Origin of the sequence: Haloferax gibbonsii ATCC 33959 (genome assembly GCF_000336775.1) — an archaeon.
In the GTDB taxonomy this organism is placed as follows: domain Archaea; phylum Halobacteriota; class Halobacteria; order Halobacteriales; family Haloferacaceae; genus Haloferax; species Haloferax gibbonsii.
In genome coordinates this window covers 774115-794517 of record NZ_AOLJ01000011.1, presented here as the reverse complement: position 1 = coordinate 794517, position 20403 = coordinate 774115, and the positions used below count along the sequence as shown (strand labels likewise).

Below are 20403 nucleotides of genomic sequence, written 5' to 3'. Positions count from 1 at the left end.
GAAAAAGTGGAGAACNGTAGTCTAGAGTCGTTTTTCCTCCAGGTTTTGCGAGTCGAGCGGAGTGAGACTCGGAAAAAGTGGAGAACGAGCAGTCGGGTATCGCGGATTTCATGTAGTCTAGAGTCGTTTTTCCTCCAGGTTTTGCGAGTCGAGCGGCGCAGTCACCCGGCCTTAGTCCCGCGCCGGTCCCAATCCGTGGAAGCCGTCGGCGGCGACGACGTACACCGCCCCGTCGAGCGGAACCGCCGTGCCGACGCCCTGCGATATCACGTCAGCCACCTGCACTTCTGGTGTGTGATGTATCCATAGCCGACGTTCTTCTACAGAATCGTACGCAAATAGCTGTCCGTGTTCATCGGAGACCAATATTGTTTCTCGTGCGCGCGCGTGAGGACCGCCGTGGAAGCGCGCCGCCACTTCCTTCCCGTCGTCGCGCGACAGCGTCGCGGTCTCTCCGTCGACGGCGTGGACGGCGTCGTCGGTGACGACGAACACCGCGCCATCGGCGACGGCCGGCGCGCCCTTCGCGTCGCTTCCGAGGTCGTAGTGCCAGCGTTCGGTCCCGTCGCCGAGTTCGAACGCCCGTAGGTGGGTTGGAACGCCGTCGAACCCGCCGCCAGAGACGACGGCGACGCCGTCTCCCACCGCGGGCGGGCCGTGGATGCCGTCCATCTCCGGCCCGCGCCACAGTACCTCGTCGCGGTCGGCGGCGAGGCAGAAGGCCTCGATGAACGTCGTGACGACGACCCGGTCGCCTGCGACGACGGGCGGCGAGTTTATCCCGTAGCGGACTAGGGTGGTCGCGCTCCGCTCGGCCATCGTCGAGGGGTCGCGTCGAACGAGCGCGCTCTTATCGCGCCCGCGGCCGTGAAGGTTGTAGAGACGCTCGCCGTCGAGGACGGGCGAGCCGCCGGCGTTCAGCCGCCAGTACTCCTCGGCGACGGGGGGAACCGAGACGTCGGGATTGTAGCCGGTGTTACCCGCGTCGAACTGGTACTGCGGCCACGTCCCCGATGGCGAGAGCGCGGGGTCGCCCGGCGGCGTGGCCGTCACGCGTTCGTCCGGCCCGGAGGTCGGACCGTAGGTCGTGGTTGGCTCAGCCGTGGTGGTCGTCGTCTCCGTGGCCGTCGTCGTACTCGGCGACCCGCCGTCGCGGCCGAGACAGCCGGCGGCGCCGAGAGATGCACCCCCGAGCAGTTGGAGGAACCGGCGACGGCTCCGAAATCGGGACATGTTACGAGCGTGACACCGATTCGATAAGTGTCTTGTCGCGTTCTCGAATTCTATATCGCGATATTCGGTTTATTATTTATACTTGGTTCGCAGCCCTCCGAGCCTCCTGCGGTTCTTGAGGTCGAATCGGCCGTTCCTTTTTATTCGCTCGCGCGACGAATAGTCGGGTATGGCTGACGAGACACAGCCGACGGTGGGAATGACGGTGTATGCGGAGGACGGAACCGAACTCGGGAGCATCCGCGGCTTCGACGACGACGGCTTCTTCGTGACGACCCGCGACGGACTCGCCGGGATGTCCGTCGAACACGAGCGCGCCGGCCACGAGTTCGGCGAGGCCGAGTTGATGTGGCGGTGCAGCGACTGCGGCGAGATGGGTGATATCGACGGACTGCCCGACGCCTGTCCGAACTGCGGCGCCGAGCGCGAGAAACTCTACTACTGGACCGAGGACTGAGAGGTCGCCCTCGATTCGACCGCCGCGCCCGCGAAACTCGCCATTTTTGTCGTCCGCTGAGTACGGGTAGCCATGCGAATTCTCGTCTTCGGCGCGGGCAGTCTGGGCACGCTCGTCGGCGGCCTCCTCGCGCCGGTCCACGACGTGACGCTCGTCGCCCGCGACCCGCACGCAGCGCGGGTGTCGACGGCCGGTCTCGACATCGTCGGTGCCGAGTCGACGCACGTCTCGCCCGCGGCAACGACGACCGAGACGGGCCACAGCGCGGACCTCGCGCTCGTCACCGTCAAATCGTTCGACACCGCGGCGGCGGCCGACGCGCTCGCCGACTGCGACGTGGGTGCGGTGCTATCGATCCAAAACGGGCTCACCGAGGAGATGCTCGCCTCTCGTCTCGACGCGCCCGTCCTCGCGGGAACGGCGACCTACGGTGCTCGGCTCGTCGAACCGGGTCGCGTCGAGTGTACCGGGGTCGGCCGGGTCGTCCTGGGCGCGCTCGACGGCGGTCCCGACCCGCTCGCCGAGCGCGTCGGCAAGGCGTTCCGGGTCGCGGGGCTCAACACGCTCGTCGCCGCAGACATGCCGAGGCGGCGCTGGGAGAAACTCGCGGTCAACGCCGGCATCAACGCGGTCACCGCGCTCTCGCGGGTCGAAAACGGCGCGCTCGCGGGGGACGACGCCCACGACCTCGCACACCGGGCCGCCCGCGAGACGGCTCGAGTCGCCCGATTGGAGCGCGTGTCGCTCCCGAATCGCGTCGCCCGCGAGGCGGTCGACCGGGTGGTCGAAAAGACCGCCGCGAACCGCTCGTCGATGCTGCAGGACGTCGAGGCCGGAAAGCGGACCGAGGTCGACGCCATCAACGGTGCGGTCGTCGATATCGCCGCCGAACACGGCTTCGAGGTGCCGACGAACCGAACGCTCGCGGCGTTGCTCCGGGCGTGGGAGCGCGGAGAAGGGATACGCTAAGAGTAGACTCGGGGTCGGTCGCTATTCGAGGTAGCCGAGGTCGCGCAGGCGGTCCTGCGTCTCGTCGTCCATCTGGTCCACTGAATCGTCCGACACGTCGGTGTCGAGCGCGTCGGTCCACGCGCCGCCGATGGCGTCTTCGAACGCCGCGAGGGCGGCCTCCGTCTCGGCGACCGCCTCGTCGTCCGAATCGACGACGTTCTCGGTCTCTTCGGGGTCGACGTCGATTCGGTAGGCCTCGTCGGGGACGCGGTCGATTCGGACGTACTTGGCGTCGGCCCGCCGCGCCGCCCGCATCCGCGAGTAGAACCGCGAGTCCTCGGGGAGTTCGATGCCGGCGCTCGCGGCCTTCTCCTCTAACTGCTTGAGTTCGACCACGGGACGGGAGTACTCGACGAACGCGTACTCGCCGTCTCGGCGCTGGCCGGGGTCGTCGTTCGCCGCCCGCGCGAACTCCCGGTAGTCGGCCGACAGGAGCGAGCGCGTGCGGTCGAGGCCGACCGCGTCGTCGCCGGGGCTCGCGGGTTCGCCGCCCTCGACGCCGAGCGAGTCGAGGACCGTGTGATAGAGGTCGACCAGTTCGACCTGGTCGTCGCGGCGGTCCGCGCCGAGGTCAGGGTGTTTGACCATGAGCGGGACGTTGATGAGCGGGTCGTACAGGCAGAACTCGTGGCCGTAGAGGCCGTGTTCGCCGTGGAGTTCGCCGTGGTCGGCGCAGACGACGACCATGGTGTCGTCCCAGCGGCCGGTCTCTTTCAGGTGGTCGAACAGCCGGGTGAGTTGGTCGTCGATGTGGGCGATTTCGGCGTCGTAGAGCCCGCGGATGTCCTCCCACTCGTCGTCGTCGATCTCGTAGGCTCCGGCGTTGTACTCCTTGGAGTTCTGGCAGACGTCGGTCGAATCGACGCCGGGCGCGAAGCGCTCTTTGTACTCCTCGGGCGGGTGGTACGGCAGGTGCGCGTCCATGAGGTTGACGAACGCGAAGAACTCCTCGGAGTCGTCGATGAAGTCGATGGTCTGGTCGACGACTGCGGGCGTCTTCGAGTCCGCGCCCTCGCCGCCGGCGAGGTACTCGTGGGCGGTGTTGCCGAGGCTGACGAGCTTATCGGCGAGCGTCCGGAGCGCGTCGCTGTCGTTCATCGTCTTCCACGCCTTCGCCAGCGGGCCCGACAGGAACTCGCCGGGCATGACCTCGAAGAAGTTGTCCTGGTCGGCGAAGCCGTCGGTCAGATGCGTGTACGGCGTTATCCACGCGTTCGAGGAGTAACAGGCGGTGTCGTAGCCGGCCGCCGAGAGCGTCTCGGCGAGGGTCGTCGCGCCTTCGAGGTAGGGGTTCTCCTGGTCGGCCCCGTGTTGGCTCGGGTACATCCCGGTGAAAAGCGAGGCGTGGACCGGGAGCGTCCACGGCGCGGGCGCGACGGCCTGCTCGAAGACGGTCGCCTCGTCGGCGAATCGGTCGAGCCCCGGCGTCGTCGGGCGGTCGTAGCCGTACGGCGTGAGGTGGTCCTTCCGGACCGTGTCCATGACGACGAAGAGGACGTTCTCGGGCGACTCGGCAGTCATACCCGAGGGTGGGGAGTAGTCGCCGATAAAACTCCTGTTCTCGGCCGACGACGGGACGAAAACGTCCGAAACGCCGACTTAGAACGGGGCCTGCGGGCCCTGGTCGTCTTCGATGTCGGTCGTGTCGTCGCTGGTGTCGCCGGGGAACGACGGGCTACCGCCGCGGCTGTCGCCGCCCATACCGCCGTCGTCGCCCATGCCGGTGTCGGCGTGGACTTCGTTGATCTCGGGAATCTCCTTGACCATGCGGGTCTTGATGGCCTGGATGGTCATCGGGGAGATACCGCACCCGGAGCAAGCGCCACCGAGGAGAACGGTGACCTCGCCGGTCTCGCGGTCGAGGTCGCGGATGGCCGCGCTGCCGCCGTGCATCTGGATCTGCGGGAAGTTCCGACGGAGGAAGTTCACGACACGCTCTTTGAGGTCGTCCTCGCCGTCCTGCGTCTCCGTACTCATGCACGCGGCTTCGAGGTGAACGTGCTTAGGCCTTTGGTTCGGGGTTACGCCTCGACGCCGAAGACCCGCCGAAGCTCGCCTTCGATCTCGTCGACGTAGCGGTCGAGGACGGCGTCGAGCTCGTCGTCGTCGATTTCGACCGCCGTCAATCGCTCGGCGGGGTTCTCGGGGAGCCGCACGGAGAAGTCGCCGTCCTCGTAGAACGGCTCGGACTCGTTGAGAATCTGCTGGTCGACCCCGTGGATGAGCGACGAGTCGAACTCGTCGTTCATCGTCTCGAAGGCGTTCTTGTACGCGCGCTGGAGTTCGGGGAAGTAGTTGGCGTACTTGTCCTCGAACTTCTCGGGGTCGAAGTCGGTCATACCCGGAGCTTTCGCGCTCCCGGCAAAAAATCGGACGGTTGTTGGCTGGTGTTTCAGATTCTGTATAGCAGAGTGTGATTTATTACGGGTCGTCTCCCGAACAGCGATTCCGCTCTCAGTGCGTCTCAAATGCGAAAAATCGAGCGACGCGAGGCGTCACTCGATGAGCGGGCTGTCCACGCGCGCGGCGGAGAGTTCGCTCGCCGCGAAGATGGACACGAGCTCGGTTATCAGTTCGTCGTACGACTCGTCGTCCTCGCGCAGCGCGTCGAGTCGCTCGACGGTTCGACGGTCCAGTTCGACCGTCTCTGTCTGTACCTCCGGTTCGTAGCCGACCGGGTAGTCGTATTCGGCCTCGTTCGAGTTGGCAGTCGCCATCGTTCACCCCACTCCGGCATGCGTGCCGGTGCCATGTCATACACAACCATCCGATATGAGGATTTCGCGGATTTTCGCGGATTTCGCGCCCAAAACCGAACGCGAATCTGGTTCGGCGTCGGTTCGTCACTCCTCCGATTCCGAAACATAAATCATATTCTGCTATATTGAATAGTGTTCGAGAGCGACTCAGGGAGTCATAGCCAGTGTATTGGGTTGTTTAAGGACAAACGATTTTATACTCGAACGGTTGTCGAACACTGACTACATGACCGAATATACACTCAAACGCGAGTCAAGAATCTCTAATCGTGGTCAATCTAGCAATTCCCAATCGTTGTGCCGCCCGGTTCGCCGCGGTTGCGGGCCGCACGAGCCAGATCGGTCGCGCTCCCACGAGGTGTCCGCGCCCCCGTGACGTACGACCGCCGCATTCTCATCGACGCGCTGGCGCACAGGCCGTTGCTCCGGCGGATGGTCCGGCCGCTCGTCGCAGTCGCGGCGTTCGTCGTCGCCGGCGTCGGCGGGTTCAGCGCCCTCGCCGGCACGTCCCTCGTCGACGCGGCGTTCTGGCTTTTCGACCCGACCAGCATCGAACTCCACTACCAGACGCACGAGGGGCCGGCGACGCTCGTCAAGGCGTACGCCATCGTGATTCTCACCGGCCTCATCGGTACCGGGCTGTGGGCCGGCGAGACGTTCGTCTCCGCGGCCTTCGGCGGGCAGATACGCGAGGAACTCGACCAGATGAAACTCCAACGAGAGATAGCGGAACTCGAATCGCACGTGGTCGTCTGCGGCTACGGAACCTTCGGGAAGACGGTGGCGGCGCGGCTCCGCGAGATGGGCCGCGACGTGGTCGTCGTCGAGAGCAAGGAGGCGCAGTACCAGCGCGCGCTCGACGCGGACCTGCTCGCGGTCGAAGGCGACGCCCGCCGCGAGGACAGGCTCATCGACGCGGGCGTCGAACGCGCCGCGACGGTCGTCGGCGCGATAGACGACTCCAAGGAGAACATCCAAATCGCTATCGCGGCGAGCCGGTTGTCTCCCGACGCCAAACTCGTCGTCCGCGCGGGCGACCAGATGGACGAGGCGCTCGCGCGCCGCGCCGGTGCCGACGAAGTCGTCGTCCCGGAAATCGTGAGCGGCGAGCAGGTCTGTTCGGACCTCTGAGCCGCCGCGCCGACTCCGCCTCCCCGCCTGCTATTTGTTCACAGCGCACGCAGCTATCGTATGTCGACCGACGAGCCCCGCTACGACGACGAGGGCGTCCTGAAGAAGAAAGACTACAAACGCGAGTTGAATCGGCTACAGGAGGAACTGGTGAAACTCCAGTACTGGATAAAGGAACACGACCTCAGGGTTTGTGTCGTCTTCGAGGGGCGAGACGCCGCGGGGAAAGGCGGCGTCATCAAGCGCATCACCCGCCGGCTCAACCCTCGTGTCGCGCGGGTCGTCGCGCTCGGCAAACCCACGGAGCGCGAACGGGGGCAGTGGTACTTCCAGCGGTACGTCGAACAGCTCCCGACCGAGGGCGAGATGGTGCTTTTCGACCGGAGTTGGTACAACCGCGCGGGGGTCGAGCGGGTGATGGGCTTCTGTACCGACGAGGAGTACGAGGAGTTCCTGCGGACCTGCCCCGAGTTCGAGCGGATGCTCGTCCGCTCGGGCATCGTCCTCGTCAAGTACTGGTTCTCCATCAGCGACGAGGAGCAGGAACGGCGCTTCCAGCGGCGAAACGAGGACCCGAAGCGCCGCTGGAAGCTCAGTCCGATGGACCTCGAGGCGCGCTCGCGGTGGGCCGACTACTCGGAGGCCAAAGACCGGATGTTCGAACACACCGATACCGACGACGCTCCGTGGCACGTCGTCAACGCGGACGTGAAGCGCCACGCGCGACTCAACTGCATCTCGCATCTGCTGGAGCAAATCGACTACGAGGACCTGACGCCCGACCCCATCGAACTCCCGTCCCGACAGGACGACACCGGACACGAGCGCCCGCCAATCGACAGTCAAAACTGGGTTCCGGCGAGGTTCGGTGAGAATCCGGTTGACGACTGAGCGCCGCCCTCGTCGCCGGCGGAGTGGCGTTTCAGTCGTCGCCGCCGTCGCCGTCGTCGGCGTCTCCCAACTGCTCGCCGACGATGCGGTCGGCCTCGGCGATGAACGCCTCGACTTCGCCCTTCGGAATCGTCGCGCCCGCGGCCACGTCGTGGCCGCCGCCGTCGCCGCCGACCGACCGCGACGCCTCGCGCATGACCGCCGAGAGGTCCAAGCCGTCTCGGACCATCACGTACGACCCGCGCGAGGAGACTTTCACCTCGCCCTCCTCGGTGTCGGCGAACGCGAGGACCGGAATCCCGTTCCGGGTCGCGTTGGTGCCGACGGCCATTCCGGCGACGATGCCGACGATGGTCTCGCGTATCTCGTCGCCCGCGTCGAGCCACTGGAGGTTGTCCTCGACGCGGACGCCGTGTTCTTTCACCCACTGGAGGCCGTTCGAGAGGTTCTTGCGGTGGTTCCGAAGGAGCCTGCGCGCCCGGTCGAGCGCCGCGTCGCGTTCGCCGAGACAGACCGCGAGGCCCACGTCGGCGCGGTCGTAGCGCGCGGTCGCGTTCAGGAGCGTCGAGAACTCGCTCACGTCGCGGAGTTCGGTTCCCTCCTGCTCCCGAGAGAGCACGTAGGTCGTCCCCACGAGGTCGTCGATGCGGGAGGCGGGCACGCCGCTGGCGATGGCGCGGCGAATCAGGGCGCTGGCGAGCGTCTGGCGCTCGTCGCCGGTGAGGTCGACCCACCGCTTCCACTCCCCGTCGTCGTCGCGGCAGGGAACGTCGAGTTCGGTCAGGAACTCGATGGCTCCGGCCTCGTTGTTCGAGATGCCGGGGATGCGAACGTCGGTCGCGTACTGGAGCAGTTTCGGGAGCGCGCGGGTCTGGCGGCCGTAGATGCGGAGGTCGGTGCCCTCCTCGACGACGCCGGCTTCGACGCCCTCGTCGACGATGCCCGCGTTGGCCCCGCGGAGTTCGCCGTTCGTGTCCTGCATGTCGCCGACCGCGCCGACGACGGCGAGGGCGGCGAGGTCGCGGTTGTCTCGACCCTCGGGTTCGAGCGCCCGCGCGAGGACGTAGCTCGCGCCCGCGCCGGAGAGTTCGCTCGCGCCGTTGAGGCCGAACCGAAGCGGGTTGAGGTGGTGTTCGGTCTCGACGCCCTCGGCGGGCTGGTGGTGGTCGGCGATGACGGGGTGGAAGTCGCCCGCCGCCTCGTACTCGGCGACGACGTCGAGTTGGCCGCTGCCGAAGTCCGTGAACAGCACGGTGTCGTAGTCGGTCGCCGCGATGTCGGCGACGGCGGCCTCGTCGAGTTGGCGGCAGAACACCGTCTCGAAGGGGATTTCGGCACGTTCGAGCGCGGTCGAGGCGATGCCGGCGCTCGTCAACCCGTCGGCGTCGATGTGCGAGGCGAGGAGCACCCGGTCGGCGTCGCGGAGGCGGTCCGCGCAGGCCGCCGCGTGCTCGGCGAGTTCGGGGACGGGTCCGTCCATTGGTGTGGTACTCACGCCCTCTCCGGCATAAACGCTGGCAGTTCGGGCGCGGAACCCCTTCGTTTCCACTCCAGTTCGACGGCGAACATGTGTCGTGGTCGCCGCGGTTCGGTATAAGAAGGCTCGCCCGCGGAGCGCGGGACCGGTCGACCGCGACGCCGGTCAGATTCGCCGTCTGACGACGAACAGGAGGACGGTCGCGAGCACCGTCGAACCGGCGACGAGCGCCCAGCCGGCCCCGTAGCCCGTCGACTCCACGACGAAGCCGAAAAGCGGCGGGGCGACGAGGCCGCCGACGTTGAGCGCGGTCTGGCCGCCGGCGGTCGCCGCGCCGATGTCGCCGTCGTCGACGACGCCGCTCAGACAGGAGTAGAAGACGCCGGTCGAGCCGTGGATGGTGAGGCCGAGCGCGACGAAGACGGCGATGGTGAGCGCGAACGAGCCGCCGGTTCCGACGAGGAGCGAAAAGAGCGCGACCGCGCCGGCCAGTTGGACGAGCGCGACGGTGGCCGCGCCGCGGGCCCCACCGAGCCGGTCCGCGAGGCTCCCCGCGCCGATGCGACCGACGCTTCCGGTCACCTGCGTCGCCGCGAGGACGCCGCCGGCGAGGGCGGGGCCGGTCCCGACCACGTCCTGCACGTACAGGACGGTGTAGCCGAGCATCGAGAAGATGGACGCGCCGATGAACAGTCCGGCGGCGACGAGCGCGACGTAGGCGCGGTTGTCGCCGAGGCCGGCGAGCCGGGGTCGTTCGAGCCGGCCGGTTCCCGGGTTCCCGCGGTAGCGCGTCGCGAAGACGAGCGCGTAGCCGGCGGCGAAGACGCCGATTGCCCAGAACCCCACCTGCCACGCCGCGACGACGGCGACGCCGGTGACGACGAGCGACGACGCCCCGCTACCGAGGGTGACGCCGACCTGTTTCAGCCCCATGGCGAGGTTCTTGCTCCCGGCGGGCGCGGCCGCGACGATGCCGCGGTTCGACGCCGGCATCGCGGTCGAGTACGCCGCCCCGAGGAGCGCCACCGTCACCAACAACAGGAGGTACGACGGCGGCGCGAACGTGACGCCGACGAGCGCGACCGCGAGCGCCAACAGCCCGACGACCATGACGGGCTTTTCGCCGTAGCCGTCGACGGCCGCACCGCTGGGGAACAGAAACACCGTGTAGCCGAGCAGGCCGGCGGTCAGAAAGAGACCGACCAGCGACTCGGAGACCGAAAACGCGTCGCGGACGAATCCGGTCGCCGCGAAGATGGCGTAGTAACAGAGGCTCGCGGCGGTCTGCCAGCCGGCGACCGAGCCGACGGCGCGCCACGAGCCGTCTCTCGTCTCGGCTCCCGCCTCGGTTCCCGTCACGTCACTCGTGGTACGTCGGCGCGGCCGTCTCGACCGCGGCCACCGCGAGCGCCTCGAACGTCGCCTCGTCGGGGACGACGGTCACGTCGATGCCGTGGGACGCCGCGGTGTCGCGGGTCGGCGGCCCGATTGCGCCGACCACGGCGTCGTTCAGGCCGGCGATGGCCTCCTCTCGGATACCCCGCTCCGCGGCGGCGTCGAGGAAGTGTTCGACCGTGAGCGACGAGGTGAAGAGGGCGGCTTCGAGGTCGCCGGCGGCGGCCAGTTCGGCCGATTTTCCGGCTCCCTCGGGGCGGACGAGTCGGTAGAGCACCGTCTCGTGGACGTCCGCGCCCGCGTCGCGCAGGCCGTCGGTGAGGACGGGACTGCCGTGGTCGCTCCGGGCGACTTCGACCGTCGCGCCGTCCACGTCGGGGGCGAGGTGTTCGACCAGTCCGGCCGAGGTGTACTCGTCGGGGACGCGGTCGACCGTCCAACCCGCGTCGCGGGCGGCGTCGGCGGTCGCGGGGCCGATGCAGCACAGCACCGCGTCGCCGGGTTCCCAGCCGTCGGCGGCGAGGAGTTCGACGCCGGTCTTGCTCGTCAGGACGACGAACTCGCCGGCCTCGGGCGTCGCGCCCGTCGGCTCGATTGCGAGCATCGGGTCGGGGACCGGGGTCGCGCCGAGCGAGTCGAGGAGTTCGACGGCGCGCTCGATGCGGTCGTCGTCGGGGCGGAAGACGGCCGCGCGGACCTGCTGGCTCATTCGTCTCCTCCCGAACCTCCCGCGGTCGCGTCAGTCTCGGCGATGGCGTCCGCGCCGCCGCCCTGCAGGAACTGCTTCACGCGGTCGCGGGTCGCGGCGACCTCGCCGATGACGGTAATCGCGGGCGGTTCGATGTCGGCCTCGTCGCGCACGTCGACGACGGTGTCGAGCGTGCCGGTGGCGACGCGCATGTCGGGCCACGTGGCCCGCTCGATGAGGGCGACGGGCGTGTCGCCGTCCATCCCCGCCTCGCGGAGTTCGGCGGTGTACAGCGGGAGTTTGCCGACGCCCATGAGCACGACGAGCGTCCCGCCGGTCGCGGCGAGCGCGTCCCAGTCGACCGCGGACTCGTCTTTCGTCGGGTCCTCGTGGCCGGTGACGAACGACACCGACGAGACGTGGTCGCGGTGCGTGACGGGGATGCCCGCCGCGCCGGCCCCGGCGACCGCCGAGGTGATGCCCGGCACGACTTCGAAGGGAATCCCGTTGTCGGCGAGGTGTTCCATCTCCTCGCCGCCGCGGCCGAAGACGAACGGGTCGCCGCCCTTCAGGCGCACCACCTCCTTTCCCTCGCGGGCGAGTTCGACGAGTCGGTTGTTCGTGTACTCCTGTGGAGTCCACTCGCCGCCGGCGCGCTTGCCCACGTCCTCGCGCTTCTCGGCCGGAATCATCCCGAGAATCTCCGGTCCGGGGAGCTTGTCGTGGAGGACCACGTCCGCCTCGTCGATGAGGCGGGCGGCCTTCATCGTCAGCAGTTCCGGGTCGCCCGGGCCGCTGCCGACGAGGTGGACCGTGCCGACGCCGTCGCCGTCGCCGTCGGTCGCGTCGCCGTTCGACTGCGCTCCGGCCGACCGTTCCTCCGCCGTCCCGGGTTCCGCGTCGTCGGCCGTCATCTCACTCCTCGGCCTCCTCGCGGGCGGCGTCGACTAACTGGCCGGCACCGCGGTCGCGCAGGGCCGCCGCGAACTCGCGGGCGGCGTTAGCGTGGTTGCCGACGGGGAGGTCCCGGGAGGTCTTGATGGACTCCGAGCCGTCGGTCGCGAGCACCTGCACGTCGACGTGGACGTGCTCGCCCTGCAGGAGGGCGTGGACCCCGACCGGGGCGATACAGCCGCCGCCGAGTTCGGCGAGGATGGTCCGCTCGACGGTCGTCTCGACGCGGGTCCGCGGGTGGTCGAGCTTGTCGTGGATGAGGTCGATGACCTCCGAGTCCGCGGCGGTCACGGCGATGGCTCCCTGTCCGGGCGCGGGGACGAACGTCGTCCGCGGCAGGCGCTCGTAGTTCACCTTCTCCGAGAGCCCGCTGCGCTTGAGTCCCGCTTCCGCGAGGACGATGGCGTCGTACTCGGTTTCGACCTTCCGACCGAGCGCCTGCCGTTCGAGCTCGGTGAGCCCCTCGAACCACTCGTCTGCGGTCTCGTCGAACGCCTCCTCGTGGTCGGTCTTGCCCTTCTTGGCCTGTCGCTCTTCGTCGTTTTCGACGCGGGCCTCGTGTTCGCGCTGGAGGTGCGTCGCCAGCAGTTTCTCGATGCGGGTGTCGACGTTGCCCCGGAGCGGTTCGACTTCGAGGTCGTCGCGGTAGTTCAGCAGTTGGGCCTGCCGGCGGAGCGACGACGTGCCGACGACGGCTCCCTCCGGGAGGTCGTCGATGTCGTGGCCCTCGGCCGTGACGAGCACGTCGCCGGCGGGCGCGCGCTCGGGAACGCCCGCGACGACGAGGTCGGCGGGCTTCTCGGTCGGCATGTCCTTCATCGAGTGGACCGCGGCGTCGACCTCGCCGTCGAGGACGCGCTCGTCGAGCGCGCGGACGAACGCGCCGGTCTTGCCCAGTCGGTGGATGAGTTCGTCCTGAATCCGGTCGCCCGTGGTCTCGACTTCGACGAGTTCGACGTCGAGTCGGCGGCCCGCGAGCGCCCCCTGCACGCCCGCGGCCTGCGCGCGAGCGAGCGCCGACCCTCGCGTCGCCAAGCGAAGTGTTGTAGTCATACGCGTCAGTCCGGTCCCCGCGTTGAAAAGCCCACCAGTTCGCTCCCGCGCGCCGGGTCGAATCCGAACGGAAGACCGATACAGTCCCCGCGCGACGACCCGGACGATGCCCGCCCTCGATTCGGCCGTCCGGCAGGTCGGCGACTTCGTCGTCGTCGCGCTCCTCCTGTTCGGCCTGACCTCGGTCGTCGCGCCCCTCGACCTGCTCCTCTCGGCGCTCGGCGTCGAAGCTCCGCGGTTCGCCGGCCTCGCCGCGGCCGCGCTCGTCGCACTCGCGCTCCTCCTCGCGCGCCCGCTTCGCCTCCGCCTCGTCGCCCGCGTCTGGGGTATCGGCCTCGTCGTGACCGCGCTCTGGATTCCGCTGTTGGTCCTCCTCGAACTCCAGGGGAACCCGGTCGGCATCCTCGTCTCGTGGGCGGTCTGTCTCGGCGTCGGCGTCGCCCTGACCTACCCGCCGCTGTGGCGGGCGGCCGAGGCGCGACTGCGGGCCGAGTGAGTCGCGCTCGCGCCGGGTCGCAGTCGCGGCGAGCGACCCTCGTTCGCACGGCCGACTCGCGTTCGTGTCGAAGTGCCGAACAGTTATCCGCCTTCGCGGCGACGCCTCCGACGTGAACAGGCCCCTCCGTCTCGCGCTCACCTTCGGCGTCGCGTTCGTCGTCGCGCTCCCGCTCGGATTCATCTTCGCGCCGGACCCGACGGGGGTCGTCCCGCTTTTCCTCACCGTCGGACTGGCCGCCGTCTTCGGACTCCCGGCGTACCTCGGGCTCTCTCGGGCGATAGCGTCGTAAAAAATTCGTCGAGGTCGCAGGTCGGGACGCGCCTACAGCGCTCGCTTGTACGCTTCCAGCGTCTCCTCGATGTCCTCGTCGGTGTGGGCGTAGGAGACGAACTGCGATTCGAACTGGTTCGCCGTGAGGAACACGCCCTGGTCTTTCATCTCCTGCCAGAAGACGCGCTCCCAGCGGTCGGTCTCCGCCTTCGACACGTCCGCGCCGGTCTTCGGGCAGACGTCGTAGTTGGGACACGACTCGACCTGCGCGCAGCCGTCGGCGCAGGCGTCGGCGCGCTCGGCCGTCCCGTGGCGCGTGAACACCGTCTTGAACATCGAGTCCGTGCCGACGACGGTGTACTCGGGGGCCTGGTCTTCGAGGATGTCCGTGATGCCCGACCGAAGCTTCTCGCCGAGGCGGTCGACGTGTCCGTACACGTCGTTTTCCGCGGCGTACTTCAGGTACTCGTGGCCCGCGGCCATCGTGACCGGATGGCCCGAGAAGGTTCCCGACTGGAACACGTCGCCGCCGGGGGTGAACTGCTCGACGAGTTCGGCCTTCCCGCCGACCGCGCCGACGGGGAAGCCGCCGCCGATAATCTTTCCGAACGTCGTGAGGTCGGGCGTGACGCCGAACTTGCCCTGCGCGCACTGGAGGCCGCCGACGCGGAAGCCGGTGATGACCTCGTCGAAGATGAGGAGCGCGCCGTGTTCTTCGGTCACGTCGCGGAGGGCTTCGAGGTAGCCGTCGACGGGGTGGACGATGCCCGTGTTCGCCAGAATCGGTTCTGTCAGCACCGCCGCGATGTCCTCGCCGTGTTCCTCGAACACCTCGCGGACCGTCTCCTCGTCGTTGAACGGGACGGGGATGGTGTGCTCGGCGAACGAGGAGGGGATGCCGGGGGTCGAGGGTTTCGCGTTCCCGGGGCCGCCCTCGACGAGCGTGGACTCCTGTGCGCCGTGGTAGCCGCCCTGCATGACGACGATTTTGTCGCGGCCGGTGACGCCGCGGGCGAGGCGGACCGCCGAGACGGTCGCCTCCGTGCCGGAGTTGACGAACCGCAGCATCTCGACGGAGGGGACGTGTCGCGCGACGAACTCGGCGTGTTCGACCTCGATTTCGGTCGGCGCGCCGTACATCGGCCCGGCCGCGGCGTGCTTCTGGACCGCCGACTGGACGGGTTCGGGGGCGTCGTGGCCGTAGAGGAGCGGCCCGTAGCCAAGCACGTAGTCGACGTAGCGGTTCCCGTCGGCGTCGATGACGTGCGCGCCGTCGCCGCGCTCGACGAAGAACGGGTACGGTTGCGTCGCCCGGACCGAGGAGTTCACGCCGCCCGCGAGCACGGACAGCGCGCGGTCGTACAGCGCCCTTGACTCGTCGTGGTTCATGCGCGCCGGTTCGACCGCTCGCGGGAAAGACCTTACTGGGTCGGCCGCACCTGCCACCGACGAACCAGTAGACGACACGGCCGGCATGAACTGTCCGGCGTCGGGACTGCGGCGACCTACCGAGACCTACCGCGCCGTCCCGTCGGCGGCGGCGTCAGCGCCGTCGGCGTCGCCGGCGTCCTCGACCGACCCGGCCAAGAGGAGTCCGACCGCGTCGTTGAGCGCGTGGATGCAGGCGAGCGCGACCACGTCGCGCACGAGGAGGTACATAATCGTCGTCAGGAGCGCGGGGACGGCGATTCTGGCGACCGCGCCGCGCTCCCAGCCGACGGCGTGGCTCGCGGTGAACGCGGCGAACGAGACGCCGCCCGCGAGAAGCGGGCTCCCGGTGAGTTCGAGGAGTCGCTCGACGGCGTAGCCGTGGAACAGCACCTGCTCCGTGACGCCGGCGGTCCCGGCCACGAAGAGTCGGTGTCTGACCGACAGCGAGGCCAGTCCGGTCATCCCCTCGTCGAGGCCGCCCACGCCGAGTCGGTCGAAGACGGGCGTCGTCACCGCGTTCGCGGCGAACAGGAGGAAGACGCCGCCGCCGACCACCGCGACGAACGCGAGGGGGTCCAGCGAGCGGCCGGTCATCGAGGACAGCGGTCGCCCCTCGACGACGAGGACGTAGCCGCACAGGAGGGCGAAGACGGCCCACTTGTTCGCGTCGCTGACGAGGAGGTCGGCGCGGAGGTCGTCGGGTTCGGAGAGGTACCGGTCGGAGAGCAGTCCGGCGACTGCCATTCCGAACAGCGCGACGGCGAGTCCGCCGAGGTCCGCGACAGTCACCACGTGGAGCCACCGCTCATCGTCACGACGCTCGGTGCGGAGCGGAAAAACGGTTTCGCGTGGGTTCGGCTCTCGCCCCGCGAGGGGCCACCGGTACGTTCGACCGAACCGATATAACCCCGTCGCCGGTCGGAGCGACGGGCGAGGGGACGGTACGAGAACCGCCGACAGAGAACGAGCGGCTCAGACCGCGTCGCGTCCGGTCTTGCCGGTGCGGACTTGGACGGCGCTCTCGACGGGGAAGGTGAACACCTTTCCGTCGCCTTTCTCGCCCGTGTGGGCGGCGTCGGCGATGGCGTCGACCACGTCGTCGGCCGGGATGTCGGCGACGACGCACTCGACTTTGACCTTCTGGTGGAGGTCGACGGTGTACTCCTCGCCGCGCCACTGGCTCTTTTTCGCGGGCTGAGAGCCGCGGCCGGAGACGTTGGTGACGGTCAGCGACGGCGCGCCGATTTCGGCGAGCGCGGTCTTCACGTCGGAGAGCTTGTCGGGGCGGATGACGGCCATGACGAGCTTGATGTCGCCGTCGTTCGGAAGGTCGGAATCACTCATGACTCAGTCCTCCCGGCCCGTCGTCATGAATCCATCCCCGCTCGGGACGCCGGAGCCGTCGGTGCGGATGCCGGTGTCGGCGTCGGGCGACCCGAACTCGGGGTAGGTGTCGACGCCGTGTTCGGCCGTGTCGAGTCCCTCGCGCTCGTGGTCCGAGGAGACGCGGACCTGTCCGACGGCGCGGAAGCCGCCGAAGACGAGCGCGGTCGCAGCGAACGTCCAGACGGCGATGACGCCGACGCCGACGACCTGCGGGACGGCGAGCGAGACGAAGGACGCGCCGTCGTGCCACAGCGGGACGGCGAATACGGGGTAGAGGAGCGCACCGAGGATGCCCGCGGAACCGTGAACGGGGAAGACCGCGCACACGTCGTCGATGCGGAGGCGCTTTTCGACGAACTCGAAGACGACCGGGAGCTGTGCGCCGGCGAGGAGGCCGACGACAAGCGCGCCCGGCCAGACGATGTCGTCCGCGATGGCGGTGACGCCGACGAGTCCGGCGAGGAGGCCGTTTGCGACGTAGAGCGTGTCGACCTTACCGGTCTTGTACATGGCGACGCCGCCAGCGCCGATTGCGCCGGCGGCCATGCCGAGGGTCGTCACGAGGGCGACGCGGCCAACGAAGGCGAACGAGCCGAGCGTGACCGCGCCGTCGGCGTACGCGAGGGGCGCGGCGGCGGTGCCGACGTTGAAGCCGTACCAGCCGAACGCGAGGATGAGCGTGCCGAGGACGGCGAACGTGATGGAGTGACCGGGGATGACGTTCGCCGTGCCGTCGGGCTTGAAGCGGTTCATGCGCGGGCCGATAATCCACGCCGCGGTGAGGCCGGCGATGCCGCCCATGCCGTGGACGATCATGCCGCCCGCGAAGTCGTGGAAGCCGAGGGCGTCGAGGAAGCCGCCGCCCCAGGTGAAGCCGACGACGACGGGGTAGATGACGCCCGCGATGAGGATGGTGTACGTGAGGTACGCCCGGAGCCGGGCGCGGCCCGCCACGGCACCGGAGACGATGGTGGCGGCGGTCATGGCGAAGACGGCTCCGAACAGCCAGTCGACCCACGCCGTCGTCGCCGAGGCGTCGGGCGCGTAGAGGCTCATGAACGCCCCGGAAATCGACGATATCTCGGGGCCGCCGGTGAAGGCGGCGACGATGGACGACACGGCCGCACCGAGCAGGAAGAACACGATGACGCCGATACTCCACGTCAGCAGGTTCTTGGTCAGTTGGTTGGCGACGTTCTTCGCGCGGACCTGCCCGGCTTCGAGCATGGCGAAGCCGGCGTGCATGAAGAAGATGAGGAACGTGACCGTGAGGACCCACACGAGGTTCACGCCCTCGACGACCGAAGCGAGGTCGGCCTGCAGGGGTGTCAACATACGATTCCTCCGGCGAACAGTTCGAGCTGTGAAGTTGGACAGTCGTTCATATTGGTGCTCGATTCGCGACCGAATGTCTCGCGAACCATGAGAGATGCTATCTACAGACGTTCATATAACGGTTCGCGTTGACAAATGACCACAAAAAGGCGTTCTGAGAGACGTATGTCCGATATAGGATGAAGTATGTGTTGTATAAGGACGTAAGGCTAGCACTCAGTAAACAAATGTTGCCACGTAATCCGACGAACGTAGTGTAGAATTAGTAATAGGAATAGTTCGGGGGCGTTCATCGAACCCCAGTCGGGTGCGCACTCACGCGGGCCGCGGCGGGAGTGGCAAACAGAGACGTCGAGCCGGTTTCGGTCGCAGGTGCGCGCTCAGACTGCCGGGTTGCCCTCCTTGCCGGTGCGGACTTGGACGGCGCTCTCGACGGGGAGGACGAACACCTTTCCGTCGCCTTTCTCGCCCGTGTGGGCGGACTCAGCGATGGCCTCGACCACGTCGTCGACGGGAATATCGGCGACGACGCACTCGACTTTGACCTTCTGGTGGAGGTCGACGGTGTACTCCTCGCCGCGCCACTGGCCCTTCTTCGCGGGCTGAGAGCCGCGGCCGGAGACGTTGGTGACGGTCAGCGACGGCGCGCCCGCCTCGGCGAGCGCGGTCTTCACGTCGGAGAGCTTGTCGGGGCGGATGATGGCCATCACCATCTTGATTCCCTGTTCTTCGTCGCTCATTGGCTGTCACCTCCGTTGGCTTCGACAGCTTCGTCTTCCTCGACGCCGCCGTCGGTGCGCACGTTGCTGCCGCCGTCGGTCGCCGTGGGCGAGCCGAGCGCGCCGTCGGGACCGGCGTCGCCGACGAATTCGGGGTAGACCGAGACGCCGTGTTCGCCGACGTCGAGGCCTTCGACTTCCTCTTCTTCCGAGACGCGGAGGCCGAAGGCGGCGTCCGCGATGGCGAAGACGACCGCCGAGGCGAGGATGGTCCACGCGGCGATGACGACCACGCCGATGACCTGCATCACGAGCTGCGTGCCGGAGAAGCCGCTCACCGCGAAGACGGGAATGAGTGCCGTGCCGACCGCGCCCGCGACGCCGTGGACGGCGAAGACGCCACACACGTCGTCGATTTTGAGCGAGTCGACGGTCCAGCGGTACGCCGGCAGGACGATTGCGCCGCCGAGCGCGCCGAGGATGAGGCCGCCCCACCACGTGACGTGGGGGACGGCGCCGGTGACTGCGACGAGACCGGCGAGCAGGCCGTTGGCCATCCAGAGGGGGTCGGGCTTGCCCTGGTAGCTCGTCGAGACGATCATCGCGGCGACCGCGCCGGCGCCCATGCCGAGGGTCGTCACGAGGGCGACGCGACCGAGCGCGGCACCCATGAACTCCAGACCGCCGCTTTCGGTGGTCGCGAGGACCGTCGCCTGCGTGCCGACGTTGAAGCCGTACCAGCCGAACGCGAGGATGAGCGTGCCGAGGACGGCGAGCAGCATCGAGTGGCCCGGGATGGGCTGGCTGTCGCCGTTGGCGTCGAAGCGGCCCTTACGCGGGCCGACCATCTTCGCGCCGACGAGGCCGGCGATGCCGCCGCACATGTGGACGACGGTCGCACCGGCGAAGTCGAGGTAGCCGACGCCGAGGGCGGCACCGATGTAACCGCTCCCCGAGAGGAGGCCACCGGACCACGTCATGCCCTGCACGACGGGGTAGATGAACCCGGTGATGGTGGCCGCGAAGACGATGTACGCGCGGAAGTCCATGCGTTCTGCGACCGCGCCGGAGACGATGGTGGCGGCGGTCATGGCGAAGACGGCCCCGAAGAGCCAGTCAATCCACGCGCCGGAGTCGCCGATGTACGAGAACGCGGCGGCGACGTCGAAGCCGCCGGGCGACGTGAGGCCGCCGACGATTGTCGCGACCCCCGCGCCGACGAGGAAGTAGACGAGCACGCCGAGCGCCCAGTCGGTCATGTTCTTCATCAGTACGTTGCCCACGTTCTTCGCGCGTACCTGCCCTGCCTCTAAGAGCGCGAAGCCCGGCTGCATGAAGAAGATGAGGAACGAGACGACGAGGATCCAGACGTAGTTGACCCCCTGTGCGATAACGCTCGGGTCGACCTGCAGTGGAATCACGACTGCCCACCCCATGCGGCCACGAGTGACCGTTCAGCTACTTTTGCTCCGTATCCGTGTGGATTCTGGTGCTTCATCACGGTTCGGCTTCATGGTGAGTTAGTACATAAAGTGTGGGGTTGATTTTGTCAAATTTAGTGGGGTGTAATACCACAACTGCACAAAATAGGCTAGAATATTACGCATATAAGGTTGTATATCGTCCAAGGATTTTGAGATTCTCGGAACTTCTGTGGACGAACGTTCAGGAAAATGTTGCCTGACAAGTGTGTTTTGGCCGTGCGCACCGCGGT

Annotated in this window: 22 protein-coding genes; 6 read left to right on the top strand and 16 right to left on the bottom strand. The window is 67.9% G+C overall.

From position 1 onward, the window contains the following. Positions 1–171: 171 nt before the first annotated feature. Positions 172–1233: an outer membrane protein assembly factor BamB family protein gene (locus C454_RS07005; RefSeq protein WP_004973978.1), complete on the bottom strand. Its 1062-nt coding sequence runs from the start codon at positions 1231–1233 to the stop codon at positions 172–174. A gap of 169 nt (positions 1234–1402) precedes the next feature. On the opposite strand from C454_RS07005, the gene C454_RS07000 reads away from it, so the two are divergent. Both C454_RS07000 and C454_RS06995 read left to right on the top strand, forming a co-directional pair. After that, a complete protein-coding gene (locus C454_RS07000; protein WP_004973977.1) occupies positions 1403–1690 on the top strand; it encodes a DUF7130 family rubredoxin-like protein in 288 nt (95 codons plus the stop codon). 72 nt (positions 1691–1762) lie between these two features. Then, positions 1763–2659: a ketopantoate reductase family protein gene (locus C454_RS06995; RefSeq protein ID WP_004973976.1), complete on the top strand. Its 897-nt coding sequence runs from the start codon at positions 1763–1765 to the stop codon at positions 2657–2659. A 21-nt stretch (positions 2660–2680) separates the two neighbouring features. Here C454_RS06995 and C454_RS06990 read toward each other — a convergent pair whose 3' ends face one another. The 4 genes from C454_RS06990 to C454_RS06975 all read right to left on the bottom strand — a co-directional run bounded on the left by C454_RS06990 (position 2681) and on the right by C454_RS06975 (position 5418). Next, on the bottom strand, positions 2681–4222 hold the full coding sequence (locus C454_RS06990) for a sulfatase (protein ID WP_004973975.1): 1542 nt from the start codon (positions 4220–4222) through the stop codon (positions 2681–2683). A 78-nt stretch (positions 4223–4300) separates the two neighbouring features. Next, positions 4301–4678 carry a NifU family protein gene (locus C454_RS06985; protein WP_004973974.1) on the bottom strand — a complete coding sequence of 126 codons (378 nt, stop codon included), beginning with the start codon at positions 4676–4678 and terminating at the stop codon, positions 4301–4303. 44 nt (positions 4679–4722) lie between these two features. Next, positions 4723–5040, bottom strand: coding sequence for a DUF5783 family protein (locus C454_RS06980; RefSeq protein WP_004973973.1), 318 nt, complete (start codon positions 5038–5040; stop codon positions 4723–4725). A gap of 156 nt (positions 5041–5196) precedes the next feature. Beyond that, a complete protein-coding gene (locus C454_RS06975; protein WP_004973972.1) occupies positions 5197–5418 on the bottom strand; it encodes a DUF7557 family protein in 222 nt (73 codons plus the stop codon). Between the two features lie 414 nt (positions 5419–5832). Here C454_RS06975 and C454_RS06970 point away from each other — a divergent pair, with 414 nt between their 5' ends. Both C454_RS06970 and ppk2 read left to right on the top strand, forming a co-directional pair. Next, complete coding sequence (locus C454_RS06970) at positions 5833–6591, top strand: potassium channel family protein (RefSeq protein ID WP_004973971.1); 759 nt, start codon at positions 5833–5835, stop codon at positions 6589–6591. 60 nt (positions 6592–6651) lie between these two features. Beyond that, positions 6652–7482, top strand: coding sequence for a polyphosphate kinase 2 (gene ppk2, locus C454_RS06965; protein ID WP_004973970.1), 831 nt, complete (start codon positions 6652–6654; stop codon positions 7480–7482). Between the two features lie 31 nt (positions 7483–7513). Here ppk2 and C454_RS06960 read toward each other — a convergent pair whose 3' ends face one another. The 5 genes from C454_RS06960 to hemC form a co-directional block, all read right to left on the bottom strand. After that, positions 7514–8962 (bottom strand): single-stranded-DNA-specific exonuclease RecJ, encoded by a 1449-nt coding sequence (locus C454_RS06960; RefSeq protein ID WP_004973969.1) that lies wholly within the window; start codon positions 8960–8962, stop codon positions 7514–7516. A 162-nt stretch (positions 8963–9124) separates the two neighbouring features. Further along, on the bottom strand, positions 9125–10318 hold the full coding sequence (locus C454_RS06955; RefSeq protein ID WP_004973968.1) for an MFS transporter: 1194 nt from the start codon (positions 10316–10318) through the stop codon (positions 9125–9127). 1 nt (position 10319) lies between these two features. Beyond that, complete coding sequence (locus tag C454_RS06950; protein WP_004973967.1) at positions 10320–11063, bottom strand: uroporphyrinogen-III synthase; 744 nt, start codon at positions 11061–11063, stop codon at positions 10320–10322. Further along, on the bottom strand, positions 11060–11956 hold the full coding sequence (gene cobA, locus C454_RS06945) for a uroporphyrinogen-III C-methyltransferase (protein WP_004973966.1): 897 nt from the start codon (positions 11954–11956) through the stop codon (positions 11060–11062). Before cobA ends, C454_RS06950 begins: the two co-directional genes overlap by 4 nt. 1 nt (position 11957) lies before the next feature. Continuing rightward, the gene (hemC, locus tag C454_RS06940; protein ID WP_004973965.1) at positions 11958–13031 is read right to left on the bottom strand and encodes a hydroxymethylbilane synthase; all 1074 of its coding nucleotides are present in this window, start codon (positions 13029–13031) and stop codon (positions 11958–11960) included. Positions 13032–13155: 124 nt separating this feature from the next. On the opposite strand from hemC, the gene C454_RS06935 reads away from it, so the two are divergent. After that, positions 13156–13545 carry a hypothetical protein gene (locus tag C454_RS06935; protein ID WP_004973964.1) on the top strand — a complete coding sequence of 130 codons (390 nt, stop codon included), beginning with the start codon at positions 13156–13158 and terminating at the stop codon, positions 13543–13545. 112 nt (positions 13546–13657) lie between these two features. Continuing rightward, the gene (locus tag C454_RS06930; protein WP_231608290.1) at positions 13658–13837 is read left to right on the top strand and encodes a hypothetical protein; all 180 of its coding nucleotides are present in this window, start codon (positions 13658–13660) and stop codon (positions 13835–13837) included. Positions 13838–13869: 32 nt separating this feature from the next. On the opposite strand, the gene hemL is transcribed toward C454_RS06930, so the two are convergent. The 6 genes from hemL to C454_RS06900 form a co-directional block, all read right to left on the bottom strand. Continuing rightward, positions 13870–15207: a glutamate-1-semialdehyde 2,1-aminomutase gene (gene hemL / locus C454_RS06925; RefSeq protein ID WP_004973962.1), complete on the bottom strand. Its 1338-nt coding sequence runs from the start codon at positions 15205–15207 to the stop codon at positions 13870–13872. A 126-nt stretch (positions 15208–15333) separates the two neighbouring features. After that, entirely contained in the window at positions 15334–16041 is a 708-nt protein-coding gene (locus tag C454_RS06920) for a CPBP family glutamic-type intramembrane protease (RefSeq protein ID WP_004973961.1), read from the bottom strand. A 180-nt stretch (positions 16042–16221) separates the two neighbouring features. Continuing rightward, the gene (locus C454_RS06915; RefSeq protein ID WP_004973960.1) at positions 16222–16593 is read right to left on the bottom strand and encodes a P-II family nitrogen regulator; all 372 of its coding nucleotides are present in this window, start codon (positions 16591–16593) and stop codon (positions 16222–16224) included. A 3-nt stretch (positions 16594–16596) separates the two neighbouring features. Then, complete coding sequence (locus tag C454_RS06910) at positions 16597–17970, bottom strand: ammonium transporter (protein ID WP_004973959.1); 1374 nt, start codon at positions 17968–17970, stop codon at positions 16597–16599. A gap of 380 nt (positions 17971–18350) precedes the next feature. Further along, positions 18351–18710, bottom strand: coding sequence for a P-II family nitrogen regulator (locus C454_RS06905; RefSeq protein WP_004973958.1), 360 nt, complete (start codon positions 18708–18710; stop codon positions 18351–18353). Then, positions 18707–20125, bottom strand: a complete 1419-nt coding sequence (locus C454_RS06900) for an ammonium transporter (protein WP_004973957.1) — start codon at positions 20123–20125, stop codon at positions 18707–18709. Before C454_RS06900 ends, C454_RS06905 begins: the two co-directional genes overlap by 4 nt. Between the last annotated feature and the right edge of the window lie 278 nt (positions 20126–20403).